This is a genomic window from Dyadobacter sp. HNCC25DJ185 (genome assembly GCF_056895195.1).
Genome location: NZ_JBXHAR010000005.1, coordinates 466,183 through 479,067 on the forward strand (window position 1 = coordinate 466,183; position 12,885 = coordinate 479,067).

10 protein-coding genes are annotated in these 12,885 nt (G+C 44.9%); 7 read left to right on the forward strand and 3 right to left on the reverse strand.

Features of this window, described 5'->3' with window-relative positions:
* The first annotated feature begins 27 nt into the window (after window positions 1–27).
* The gene (locus tag AC1XUF_RS16825; protein ID WP_483342982.1) at window positions 28–1,221 is read left to right on the forward strand and encodes a porin; all 1,194 of its coding nucleotides are present in this window, start codon (window positions 28–30) and stop codon (window positions 1,219–1,221) included.
* A 48-nt stretch (window positions 1,222–1,269) separates the two neighbouring features.
* Entirely contained in the window at window positions 1,270–2,589 is a 1,320-nt protein-coding gene (locus AC1XUF_RS16830; RefSeq protein ID WP_483342983.1) for an ammonium transporter, read from the forward strand.
* A gap of 104 nt (window positions 2,590–2,693) precedes the next feature.
* Here the strand turns inward: AC1XUF_RS16830 and mtaB are convergent, their stop codons facing one another.
* On the reverse strand, window positions 2,694–4,022 hold the full coding sequence (mtaB, locus tag AC1XUF_RS16835) for a tRNA (N(6)-L-threonylcarbamoyladenosine(37)-C(2))-methylthiotransferase MtaB (protein WP_483342984.1): 1,329 nt from the start codon (window positions 4,020–4,022) through the stop codon (window positions 2,694–2,696).
* Window positions 4,023–4,059: 37 nt separating this feature from the next.
* Window positions 4,060–5,895 carry an LTA synthase family protein gene (locus AC1XUF_RS16840; RefSeq protein WP_483342985.1) on the reverse strand — a complete coding sequence of 612 codons (1,836 nt, stop codon included), beginning with the start codon at window positions 5,893–5,895 and terminating at the stop codon, window positions 4,060–4,062.
* A 147-nt stretch (window positions 5,896–6,042) separates the two neighbouring features.
* Here AC1XUF_RS16840 and AC1XUF_RS16845 point away from each other — a divergent pair, with 147 nt between their 5' ends.
* Together AC1XUF_RS16845 and AC1XUF_RS16850 are read left to right on the forward strand one after the other, a co-directional pair.
* Window positions 6,043–8,229, forward strand: coding sequence for a glutamine synthetase III family protein (locus AC1XUF_RS16845; protein WP_483342986.1), 2,187 nt, complete (start codon window positions 6,043–6,045; stop codon window positions 8,227–8,229).
* A gap of 38 nt (window positions 8,230–8,267) precedes the next feature.
* Window positions 8,268–8,819, forward strand: a complete 552-nt coding sequence (locus AC1XUF_RS16850; protein ID WP_483342987.1) for a hypothetical protein — start codon at window positions 8,268–8,270, stop codon at window positions 8,817–8,819.
* 77 nt (window positions 8,820–8,896) lie between these two features.
* Here AC1XUF_RS16850 and AC1XUF_RS16855 read toward each other — a convergent pair whose 3' ends face one another.
* Window positions 8,897–9,913, reverse strand: a complete 1,017-nt coding sequence (locus AC1XUF_RS16855) for a glutamine synthetase beta-grasp domain-containing protein (RefSeq protein WP_483342988.1) — start codon at window positions 9,911–9,913, stop codon at window positions 8,897–8,899.
* A 390-nt stretch (window positions 9,914–10,303) separates the two neighbouring features.
* Between AC1XUF_RS16855 and AC1XUF_RS16860 the strand changes: the two genes are divergently transcribed.
* From AC1XUF_RS16860 to AC1XUF_RS16870, 3 genes are all read left to right on the forward strand, one after another.
* A complete protein-coding gene (locus AC1XUF_RS16860; protein WP_483342989.1) occupies window positions 10,304–11,011 on the forward strand; it encodes an RsmE family RNA methyltransferase in 708 nt (235 codons plus the stop codon).
* Window positions 11,012–11,029: 18 nt separating this feature from the next.
* Window positions 11,030–11,704, forward strand: coding sequence for a DUF4159 domain-containing protein (locus tag AC1XUF_RS16865; protein ID WP_483342990.1), 675 nt, complete (start codon window positions 11,030–11,032; stop codon window positions 11,702–11,704).
* Between the two features lie 135 nt (window positions 11,705–11,839).
* Window positions 11,840–12,586: an acyl-CoA desaturase gene (locus AC1XUF_RS16870; protein ID WP_483342991.1), complete on the forward strand. Its 747-nt coding sequence runs from the start codon at window positions 11,840–11,842 to the stop codon at window positions 12,584–12,586.
* The last annotated feature ends 299 nt before the right edge of the window (window positions 12,587–12,885 follow it).

The window sequence follows — 12,885 nt, forward strand, 5'->3', positions numbered from 1 at the left end:
TAGTATTAACTTAAACAGAATATAATTATGAAAAAAGTCTATTGTGCAGTATTATCTTTGATGGTTCCTTTTTTGGGTTTTGCGAAGTCGGGTGAGGAGAAAAAGGCAGTGAAAGCGGATACAATAATTGTGGCTGAGGTTGAGGAGGATGCAAAAGGGTCTTTTGCGTTTTCGGGTTATCTCGATTCTTATTACATGGCCAACTTTAACAAGCCAGCTTCCCAGTCAAACATGGGAGCTACCAACGCCCGGGTGTTTGATCAAAGGTCAGGCCAATTCTCACTGGGGTTGGTTCAAACAAAAATGGTGTATACCAATAGCAAATCGGAGGCAGTGGTTGATCTGACTTTCGGTCCTAATGCGAACCTCGGTAACTACGGAAACTTCCCGTTCAGTACTGCACTTGCTATTAAGCAGGCGTATTTCACTTACAAATTCACAGACAAGTTTTCCATGACCGCTGGTCAGTTTGGAACGCACATTGGTTATGAGGTAATCGACGCCCCGGCCAACTTCAACTACTCGCTATCTAACCTTTTCAATAACGGACCTTTTTATCATGCCGGTTTAAAAGCGACTTACGCCTTTTCCGACAAAGCTTCATTAATGGTAGGCTTGGTAAACAACGTGGATGGACTTGGTGATAACAACCGTAAAAAAGGTATCATCAGCCAATTGTACTTCAAGCCTGTTGAAAACTGGAATGTCTATCTAAACTACATTGGAAGTAACGAAGCCAGTCCCGACAGCTTGGGAAAACAGCCTGACGGGTTTTATCAGGTGTTTGACCTTACTACCAGCTTCCAGATCACAGAAAAATTCCTGTTGGGTTTGAATGCGGCCTACGGAAGCCAAAAAGGAGATTATCAGGGTTACGGCGGTCCGGATGATACGCAGACCTGGGGTGGTTTTGCAGTGTACGCGAACACTGCGTTGACTGATAATTTTGGGATCGGTGCCCGCTATGAGTACTTCAATAACGACAATGGTGTTCGCAGCTTGCTTACCCGCGCCGGAATGGGGACCAAAGTAAATTCAGTGACTTTGACCGGTAACATCAGCCTTGCCGACGGACATATCCTGGTTAAGCCTGAGTTCCGCCTGGATGCCTATCCAAAGGTCTCAGGTGCAAATGCTGAACAACAATTCCAGGATTCAGACGGCAAATGGAGCAAAAACAGCCAAACCACTTTCGGACTTGCATTTATTTACAAATTCTAGTTATATTAACCATACCTTCTTAATCTACTTTAATAACAATTAACAACAATGAAAAAAGGTAATTTCATCCCGCTGATTATCCTATTGGTAATCGCCATCCTCGGTGCCTTTGTGCCCAATGTCCCGACACAGATTGTCACCGATGGGGTTAATTCGGGAGACACTGCGTGGATGCTTGTCTCTTCTGCACTGGTTCTACTCATGACTCCCGGTCTTGCCTATTTCTACGGAGGAATGGTGAACAACAAAAATGTTATTTCTACAATGCTTCAGAGCTTTATAGCAATGGGCGTTATCAGTGTGTTGTGGGTTGTTGTTGGTTTTAGTATCGCATTTGGTGAAGACATTGGCGGGTTTATCGGAAATCCAACGACACACTTCATGTTCAAAGGGGTATTGGACGCGCCACTTTCAGGGACAATTCCTTTTGCGCTGTTTGCTATGTTCCAAATGAAGTTCGCAGTAATTACTCCTGCGCTTGTAACTGGTTCAATGGCTGAGCGTATCAATTTCCGTTCTTACGTTTTATTCATCATCCTGTTCTGCATATTCATTTACGCTCCTTTGGCTCACATGACATGGCATACTGAAGGTATCCTTTTCAAAATGGGGGTACTCGATTTCGCTGGTGGTACAGTGGTTCACATGTCTGCGGGTTGGGCTGCCCTGGCAGGCGCTCTTTATCTGAAAAGACGCAAGTCACTGATGGAAGATCACGTATTACCTCCTGCTAACATTCCTTTCGTTCTTTTGGGAACTGGTTTGCTTTGGTTCGGTTGGTTCGGATTTAATGCTGGTTCGGCTTTGTCCGCAGGTCCACTTGCAGTTTCAGCTTTTGCTACTACCAACACAGCTGCCGGTGCTGCCGGTCTTGCCTGGGTGCTTTTTGATGCTGCAAAAGGTAAAAAGGTTTCGGCACTTGGATTTTGTATCGGTGCGGTTGTAGGTCTTGTGGCGATCACGCCTGCTGCCGGTTTTGTAACGGTTCCAGCTTCTCTTTTCATCGGAACTGTTGCTGCCATCATCTCTAACTACGTTGCACATTTGCGCACCCGTTCTACATTGGACGATACACTTGACGTGTTTCCTTGCCACGGTGTAGGCGGTATGGTAGGTATGTTGATGACCGGTATCTTCGCTACAAGCGGTATCAACTCATTGGTTACTGACCAGGGCCTTGCATTCGGAGAAACTACATTGTTTATCAATCACGTGATTGCGCTGGTTGGAGTATCTGTATTCGCTTTCGCAGGTTCATTCCTTCTTTTGAAAATCACAGATCTTATCCTGCCACTTCGCGTATCAGAATCTGATGAGCAAGCTGGTTTGGATATCAGCCAACACGATGAGTTCCTGGTTGAGGCATAGTTTTACTCGACGTTCATAATTGAAAAAGTCCGGGTTATCCCGGACTTTTTGCGTTGGTTGATTGCAGAAACCTTCGTCGAATCTACGACAGCGTAAGATTTGGTTTAATGCACTAATATTTCGGCTTCAATTTCAGAAACTTCCATCAAGCCAGAGTCATTGAGGTATTCGTATTTTACATTTTTAGTTTCGTTGATCCATAACGGATCATACTTGACAGCCACCCTGACGTAGTTCTCTGTAAACCCGAGCATTTGCCCATCCTGCATTTCATCTTCGAACAGCACGATGCCGGCTTTCCCGATCTGCTGTTCATAAAAGCACCTCTTTTTCTTTTCGGAAAGGATATGGAGCATTTTTGACCGGTCTGCCCGGACGTTTTTCGGGACTACCGGCCTGATTGCCAGGGCGGCAGTATTTTCTCTTTCAGAGTAGGTAAACACATGCAGGTAAGAGATATCCAGTTCGTTCAGAAAGCGGTAACTTTCTTCAAACAACTCCTGTGTTTCCCCGGGATGTCCAACAATCACGTCGACGCCGATGCAGCAATCGGGTATCAGTGATTTGATCCGGGCAACACGTTCGGCATATAATTCTCTTTTGTAACGCCTCTTCATCAGGCCCAGCACCTTATTGGAACCAGATTGTAAGGGTATATGAAAGTGGGGGGCGAAGCGTTTGGATTGGGCAACAAAAGAAATGATATCGTCCGTCAGCAGGTTTGGCTCAATCGAAGAAATCCTGAAACGGGTTATCCCCTCTACTTCATCCAATGCTTGCACCAGATCCAGGAAAGTTTCTTTCCGTTCTCCGCTTTGCAGCCCAAAATCGCCAATATTGACTCCTGTCAGTACGATCTCCTTTACATCCCTCGATGCGATTTCATAAGCGGCTCTCACGATATTTTCGATAGTGTCCGACCTGCTTTTGCCTCTTGCCAGCGGAATCGTGCAGTAGGAGCAGGGATAATCACACCCGTCCTGCACCTTAAGAAATGTGCGGGTGCGATCGTTCAGCGAATAAGAGGTATGGTATTCTACTGCGTTGTCGATATGCGAGGCAATCACTTTTGCGGGTTGCCCGACTGGTATTTTTTCAAAGGTGTCGATGAGATCGGCCAGCCTGAATTTTTCTGCCGCACCCAGCACAGCATCAACGCCCGGTATCATTGAAATCTCCTGCGGTTTTAATTGTGCATAGCACCCGATAATGGCTACATACCCGTCCGGATTAATCTTCTGGGCCTCCCGGACTATCTTCCGGCACTTTTTATCGGCATTCTCCGTAACGGAGCATGTATTGATGATGAAGATATCCGGATTCTCGTTGAATTCAACGCGTGAATGGCCTTTCTGTTCAAACATCCGGGCAATGGACGAACTCTCTGAATAATTCAGTTTGCAGCCGAGTGTATAAAATGCGACTTTTTTCATTGTTTTTAAATATGCGGCAAAAATACGTCTTTTATCGTCAGCGCTTTATATAATCCGTATAAGAAGCCTGCAGATAAGCTTTTCCCAGTTTTTCTTCTTGTGCATTTAATGAGCCAACCCGTTCTGTGATATTTCCGCCAATATTATCGCGCACGATACATCCTTGCGGCCGCATCCAGCCTAACCCGTTGTTGAAAGCGAAATAAGCGAAGGGTGTCCGGCCTTGCCCGAAAATATCATTACTCCACTCGAACTGGGCGGATGGCAAATGAAACTGGTTCAACAGGGTCGCGGCCAAATCAGTCTGCGAACACAAGGTGTCAATTCTTGCTCTTTTGTTTTCAATTGCCCCGCCCAGCCAAAGCATTGGAATATGAAATTCTGCGGGTTTGGACCGATCAGTTTCGGGCAAAGGGTGACCGTGATCGGCAATGATGATCAGCAGAGTATTGGACCACCAGGGCTTTGTTTTGGCCTTTCTCACAAATTCACCAATCGAGGCGTCGCTGTAATGATGAGCATTCAGGAATAAATGTTCGGGGTCGTTCCCGGCAATTGCGGTTTTAACCGGAACTTCAAATGGCTCATGGCTGCTGAGCGTAAACAAAGTTGAAAAGAAAGGTTGTTGCTGCGAATCCAGGTCTTTGATCAGCCTGTCTAATACAATATGATCGTGTGCGCCCCATTTGGAATTCATGTCCTTTTTGTCAAAATCGTTTTTGTCAATGATCCTGTCGAAATTTTGCTGCAGGAAATAGGATTTCATATTGGCAAATTCCGTTTCCCCGCCGTAATAAAAAGCGGTATGCCACCCATTTTTATGAAAAACCCCAGGAAGTGAAGGCAGGGACTTGGTCTTTTTGGGAGTTTTGATAATTGAGTTGATGGGCTGTGCGGGGTAACCGCTCAGAATGGCTACCATTCCTTTGTCGCTCCTGTTACCGCTTGCATACATTTTCGTAAAAAGGATCCCCTCGCGCGAAAGTTGATCAAATTGGGGTGTTACACCCTCCAGGCCATTCAGGCTGTTCACGACTTTTGCTGTAAAACCCTCCCAAATGATAATAACCACGTTTAGCTTTTTAGAACTGTCTGTGACTTGTATGGGAGCCCTGCCTGTTTTGTAAAGCCGTGACACGAGGTGATCGGCTTCTTTCTCAGGATAGTATATGAATGGGTTATGGGTCGAATAACTTGCACTTATCAGGGAGCTCATGTAGTTCCACGGGACGTTGACCGCGGCGTAGTTTGCAAAGCTTTTATCACTGAAGAAGACCGCACTTTCATTCATCGGTATCAGCTGGAACCCACCGCGAATGGGAATGATCAGCCCCCCCGCCAGAAGCAGGAAAGCGGGTGCCGTAAAGAGATAAGACACGGGCCTGAATGCTGCCGTGCCTCTTTTCACGACAACGGACAATGTTTTTGCAATCAGCGCAAACAGGGCGACAAGCAGTAGCAGCAGTGGAAATACAGGGGCAGCCCCCATAGAAGCAAAGGCCTCGGTCGGCGTTTTAAGATAATGCAATGAGGTACCATCGATCCTGAAACCCCACGCCCGGAACAGTTCCAGATCTACGACCACCAGAACTGTAACGAAGAACGAGACAATGGTACTGAAAACGGTAATCGCCCTTCGATACCAACCCCATTTGCCGGCCGTAAACATGATCAGCAACGTTGGAATAACAAGAATGTAAGATGCGAAAGAAACGTCCATGAGCAACCCGTGCCGGGCGCTCTCGAACCAAAGACGCGGGGGTAATTCGAGCGTCTTCTTATAATGGTAAGCAAAAAATAGGATACGGAAAAACTGAAAAATGAAAACCCAGCTTAATCCATAAAGTAAAATAAACTCTAATCTTTTGCGCATTGGTGTCTGTCTGGAATCTACAAAGTTCCAAAAAATGCGTTAACCTTGGTTTGGAAAATGAGTTAATAGTGAAAATGTCGGGATGAATTGTTGTAGCTATGGTTAAATAAATAATTTTGGGGAGAATTAATATAACTCAGTAAATAAATGACTTTTCGTTCCAAGGCTTTTGAAATCGCCCAAGGCCGCGTGTCCCCCGTTTTAACCCCTCCAACGGAAAAAGTAACCGATCTATATGGAAGCAATACTTTCAGTGATGAAGTAATGAAAACGCTTCTTTCGGCCGAAGCTTACTCCAAAGTTTCCAGTGCGATCCGCTCAGGATCAACAATAGACCGGGAGGTGGCCGACGAAGTGTCGGCTGCGATGAAATCGTGGGCGATATCCAAAGGTGCGACGCACTTCACGCACTGGTTTCAGCCCCTAACCGGTACAACCGCTGAGAAGCACGACTCATTTTTTGACCTGACCATTGACGGCAAAGCCGTTGAAAAATTTAAGGGAAGCGCACTGGTACAACAGGAGCCAGATGCATCTTCTTTCCCAAGCGGCGGGCTAAGGGCAACATTTGAAGCCCGGGGTTATACGGGCTGGGATCCCAGCTCGCCGGCATTTTTAATGGACAACGGGGCGGGTGGGAAGACTTTGTGTATACCATCCGTTTTTATTTCTTATACAGGGGAAGCATTGGATTATAAGGCACCATTGCTGCGGTCGCTGGTGATGCTGGATAAAGCTGCGACTGGCGTGTGCCAGTTTTTTAACCGGGATGTCAATAAAGTGACCCCGACTCTGGGTATTGAGCAGGAGTATTTCCTGGTGGATAAGGCATTGTATTATGCCAGGCCGGATTTGTTGATGGCGGGAAGGACAGTTTTTGGTCACAGTCCTGCCAGGGGCCAGCAGTTGGATGATCATTATTTTGGCTCTATATCGCCGAGGGTCAACGCATTTATGGTCGATTTCGAGTTTGAGGCGCTAAAGCTGGGTATACCTGTGCGGACGCGGCACAACGAAGTCGCGCCGGGCCAGTTTGAATGCGCACCTACATTTGAGGAGGTCAACCTGGCCATCGACCACAATGCATTGTTGATGGACCTCATGCAAAAGGTTGGAGATCGGCATAATTTCCAGGTTTTGTTCCATGAAAAACCGTTTGCCGGCATCAATGGCAGCGGTAAGCATAATAACTGGTCGCTTTCTACAGATACCGGGATTAATTTGCTCGCGCCGACTTCAAAACCCAAGGAAAATCTGCGTTTTCTGACATTCTTGCTCAATGTGGTCAAGGCTGTGCATGACCATGCTGATTTGTTGCGGGCGTCTATCAGTTCGGCCGGGAACGAGCATCGGTTGGGGGCCAATGAGGCGCCTCCCTCCATCGTATCCGTATTTTTAGGTAACGAACTCACGAGCATGCTGGAAGACCTGGTCAATAAAGGTGAGATCACGCTCGAAAAGGGAGAGAATTTTTACTATAAACTTGGTTTGACGCGCATACCGAACCTGCAAAGGGATAATACCGACCGCAACCGGACGTCCCCGTTTTGTTTCACAGGAAATAAATTCGAATACCGTGCAGTGGGTAGTTCCCAAAACAGCGCTTCGCCGATGATTGTCCTCAATACCATTGTCGCTCACCAGTTGATGGAATTCAAAAAGGAAATGGATGAGCGGCTTGCGAGCGGAGAAGAGAAGAAGGTCGCTACCGTGGGGATACTGAAGCGGTATTTTACAGAATCCAAGAATATCCTTTTCGAAGGCAATGGCTATTCCGAAGAGTGGATTGAGCTCGCGAAACAGCGGGGTCTGAGCAACATCAGCAATACGTATGATGCGCTTTACGCTTATAAAATTCCCAGGACAATTTCTGTTTTTGAAAAAATCGGTGTCCTGACTTCTCGTGAACTGCATGCAAGATATGAGATCGAACTGGAAAATTATGTGAAGAAGTTACAGATCGAGTCGCGGGTGATTGGCGATCTTGCACTAAACCATATCGTATCCACGGTTGTGAAATACCAATTCAAACTCGCGCAGACGGCACGTTCGCTTACTGATCTTGAAATGCTGGAGGAAGCTGAGCCGATCAAAGAGATTATCAGAGATATTTCGTCGCATGTAGTGGTGATCAAAAAACTGGTGCATGAAATGACCGAATGCAGAAAAACGGCAAACGGCATTGAAGATCTTTTTGAAAAGGCCAAATATTACGGTTCCGAGGTCAGGCGCTTCTTTGAAGAGATCCGTTATCACGTAGATAAACTAGAGTTATTGATCGATGATGAGGACTGGCCTTTGGCAAAATACCGCGAAATGCTATTTTTGGAGTAATTTTCAAAACAAGTGTTTGTTAACAATCAAATAAAACTATGAATCCGGGATTCGATCCAGAAGAAATTGCCCAGCTCAGAAGAGAGTGCAAAGCGGAAAGGTCAAACTTTATCCACGTTGAAGATGAATTTGAAGAAGAGGAAGAGAACAATGAGCACGCTCATGTTCAATTCATAGGGCTTTATAAGGACGCGGAAGTAATCTACGATGCCTTGATTTACACCCTCCGCCTGCACCATTCAACCCTGGTTTATGATGAAGCTCTGGAGCGTTTGAAAAAGGAAATGCCGCACTATATCTCTCAGGACGAGCGTCCCGCCAACTATAAGATCAGCGCGGAGGATGAAGAGGACGCTGAAATGCTGCTGACCGAATTCATAGAGGAGATTGAAGAAAATGAAGAAATCACCGTTCGCGAGCACGTGGAAATCGACGATAGCTTCGAATATGGCATCGGTCTTGAAGTAGGCCTTAACAAAACGGAGATTACGGATAAAGTGATCGACGAATTCATAGCTGTCTTCAATGCAGGCCGTGTTCAGCTGGACCCGACTTTGTATTCGTTTACAGGAAGTGAGGAAGAGGACTGATAATCAGAATTCGCTGGAATGACGTATAAACGAAAAAACCACCGGAAGGTGGTTTTTTCGTTTTGTTCTTATGTGGATTATGACAAAACTGCCGATTTCACAGTTTTGATAATACGTGCTGCCACTTTGTAAGGATCAGCAGCTGAGTTTGGACGACGATCTTCCAGATACCCGTTCCATCCTTTTGCAGGAACTGTTACCGGTATACGAATGGAAGCACCGCGGTCGGAAACACCGTAGCTGAAATCGTGGATAGAAGCTGTTTCGTGTTTTCCAGTCAAACGAAGGTGGTTATCAGCACCATATACTTCGATATGTTCTTTCACGACAGGACGGAAAGCTTCGCATATTTTATCGAAAGTTTCTTTGCTGCCAGCAGTTCTCAAAGTTGTGTTTGAGAAATTAGCGTGCATACCGCTACCGTTCCAGTCAAGAGCACCAAGAGGCTTGCAGTGCCAGTTAATAGCTACGCCATATTTTTCGCCGATTCTTTCAAGCAGGTAACGTCCCAGCCAGATCTGATCTCCGGCTTCCTGAGCGCCTTTTGCGAAAATCTGAAATTCCCACTGACCGGCAGCAACCTCAGCATTGATACCTTCTACGTTCAAACCGGCTTCAAGACAAGCATCGAGGTGTTCCTCGATGATATCACGGCCAAATGCGTTGTTTGCACCTACCGAGCAATAGTATGGGCCTTGTGGGCCTGGGTAGCCGTTTGCAGGGAAGCCCAGTGGCTTGTTGGTTTCGATGTCCCAAAGGAAATATTCTTGTTCAAATCCGAACCAGAAGTCGTTATCGCCGTCTTCGATTGTAGCGCGGCCATTTGATTCGTGTGGCGTCCCGTCTGCGTTCAAAACCTCACACATTACGAGGAATCCGTTTTTACGCTGCGGATCGGGGATAATGTAAACGGGTTTCAACAAACAGTCGGAAGAACCACCCGGAGCCTGCTCAGTGGAAGAACCATCAAACGACCACATGGCGCAATCTTCAAGCTTTCCACTAAAATCGTTTTCAATTTTGGTTTTGCTGCGTAAACTTTGGGTCGGCTTGTAGCCATCCAACCAAATATATTCCAGCTTGGATTTTGACATAATAGGACTAGATAAAGTGGTGACGAATTATTATAACGGCACAATATTAATGTAAAAATGTATTTCCCAAAAATAAAATATAAGAAAAATTCGCCTTCCGCAGAATAATATTGCGCGCATGGTAGTATTGTCAGTAAAAAATGTACTTTTTTAATAATTCTGGCAGTGTGCAGACACATTCAATCCAGCCAGATTTTGCGTAAATGGGCCAAAAACGTGTCTAAATATGCGTTTATTTACAGAAAATAGCATTAAAATTCTATCAATGACCATCATTTTACCAACGAAGCAGTATTGCTGACAATGCCGGCTATTTTTGAATTAATTGCAGATAATTTCTATATTTTTGAACGCAGAACTGGCAGTGTCGAACTAATTTTTTAAGCTTAAATGCATTTATTTTATCAGGCCCACGAAAACCTTTTTGAATTGAACGAAGAGGAGGCAAAACATACTACCAAGGTGCTCAGACTGAGTTCCGGTGACATCATCCATGTAACGAATGGAAAGGGACTTTTGGAAAAATGCGTTTTGAATATACAGGGGAGGAAAGTGGGATATGAAGTGATCGAGTCGAAAATAGTCCCCCGAAGAAATTTCGAAATAACGATCGCCGTGGCGCCTACCAGAAAGGCTGAGCGGAATGAATGGATGGTGGAGAAATTGACAGAAATAGGAGTGGAGCGGATTGATTTCCTGGTGACAGAACATACTAATCCGGACACAATGAACAGGGTGGTGAATACGATCAGACTTAACCGGATCGCGGCTGCCGCAATGAAACAGTCACAGCAATATTATAAGCCGCTGATCACAGTGAATAATCAGTTTGTGCCGTTTGTAAAGAATGCATCAGAAGAATCAAAGCTGATCGCTTATGTTCCCGATCAAAATAAAGTACAGCATGTTTTTAGTAAGGTGAGCAAAAATAGTCGTACCTTATTATTAATAGGCCCGGAAGGAGATTTTAGCGAAAACGAGGTTGATCTGGCTTTGGCTAATGGTTTTTCCACAGTTTCACTAGGGCCGACCAGGTTGAGAACGGAGACGGCTGCGATAGCTGGCTGTCATGCGATTAATCTTGCGCAAATCCTGTAATAATAACATATACTAACGATGCCCCGGAACGCTGTCTTTTTTCGAATCATTTTTCTGAATGCGTTGCTAACTATTTGTAGTGCTGCATTTGGGCAATCCTCGCTAAAAATTGCAAAGCTTAAATATGGCGGCGGCGGAGATTGGTATGCTAATAAAACCTCCCTTCCAAATCTGATCAAATTTTGCAATGCGGAGTTGAAAATGAATATTAACCCGGCAGAGGATGTCGTGGAGGTAGGTAGTCCGGACATTTTTACTTATCCTTTCGTCCATATGACCGGACACGGTAACGTTGTATTTACGGACGCAGAAGCCCAGAATTTGAGAAATTATCTGTTATCAGGAGGCTTTCTGCATGTTGATGACAATTATGGACTCGACCAGTTTATCAGAAGGGAAATGAAAAAGGTTTTTCCTGAGCTGACCTTCGTTGAGCTACCCTTTGACCACCAAATCTATCGCGTCAAATATAATTTCCCGGATGGCCTTCCCAAAGTTCATGAGCACGATGGGAAGCAGCCGCAGGGATTCGGATTGATCTGGCAGGGACGCCTGGTGTGCTTCTACAGTTATGAAACAGACCTTGGCAATGGATGGGAAGATCAGAGTGTTTACAACGACCCGGAGGAAATGCGCCGAAAAGCTTTACAAATGGGAGCGAATCTATTAAGCTATGCTTTTATGATCCAGTGAATGTAATCGATAAATTAGTTTGCAGCGTATGTATGCAGTATAAATATATTGCAAATTTGACATTTCAAATTTCGGTTTTCTAACCTTTGCAACTTATTTTTGTGCAAAGTTGTTTTTTTAATTTTAGACCGTTCCATGTATATTGTTCTGATTGTATTTGTTGTACATTGGTATTTATCCCTATTCTGCCAAACCTTTTTCCTACACCGCTATTCTGCTCATAAGATGTTCATAATGAGCAAGCCTTGGGAGCGTTTCTTCTATTTGCTTACCTATCTATCTCAAGGTTCGTCCTATCTGAGCCCCCGGGCATACGCAATTCTTCACCGCATGCACCATGCTTTCAGCGATACCGAAAAAGATCCTCATTCACCGCATCATACAAAAAACGTTTTCACCATGATGTGGGAAACCAAAAATATTTACAATGCCGTACTAAGCCGTAAGCGAGCTATTGAGACGCGTTTCGAAAGAAATTATCCTGAATGGAATTTTGTGGAGAAACTGGGTGATTCGTGGGTTTCAAGAGTAGGCTGGGGCGTTTTGTACATGGCGTTTTACATTCTCGCTTACATTTACCTTGATATGCACTGGGCATTCTTTTTCTTGTTGCCGATCCATTTTTTGATGGGTCCGATCCATGGGGCGATTGTGAACTGGAGCGGTCATAAATATGGGTACCAGAATTTCGACAATTCCGATAAATCAAAGAATTCTTTGATTTTCGACTTTCTGATGATGGGAGAGCTTTTCCAAAATAACCATCATAAGAAGCCCAATTCAATCAATTTCGGTTCTAAATGGTTTGAGGTTGATCCCACTTACCCGGTGATCAAGCTGCTGAACCGTCTTAAAATTATTGAGATCCGAAAGAAGCATTAAGTAAGTCATTACCACAAACATTGAGCCCTTTGGCTCCGTTCAGGGTTGACATCGATTGTCCCGTGAATGGAACCAAAGTTCTCTTCTTGATATATGATCCAGCTAAAAGCGCCACAATATAAATTGGAGAAGGAGTACTGAATACCCATAAAAAACTTTGGCAGGCGTGAAGAACGCCTGCCAAGTTTGCTTATTAACACCACAAAAAATGAAATCCTGATTGAGTCGCGCTGCTAATCTGTTGCGACAATACAAATAAATCTGGTAATACTTAAAATGGCGTTAATAATAAGTTAGAA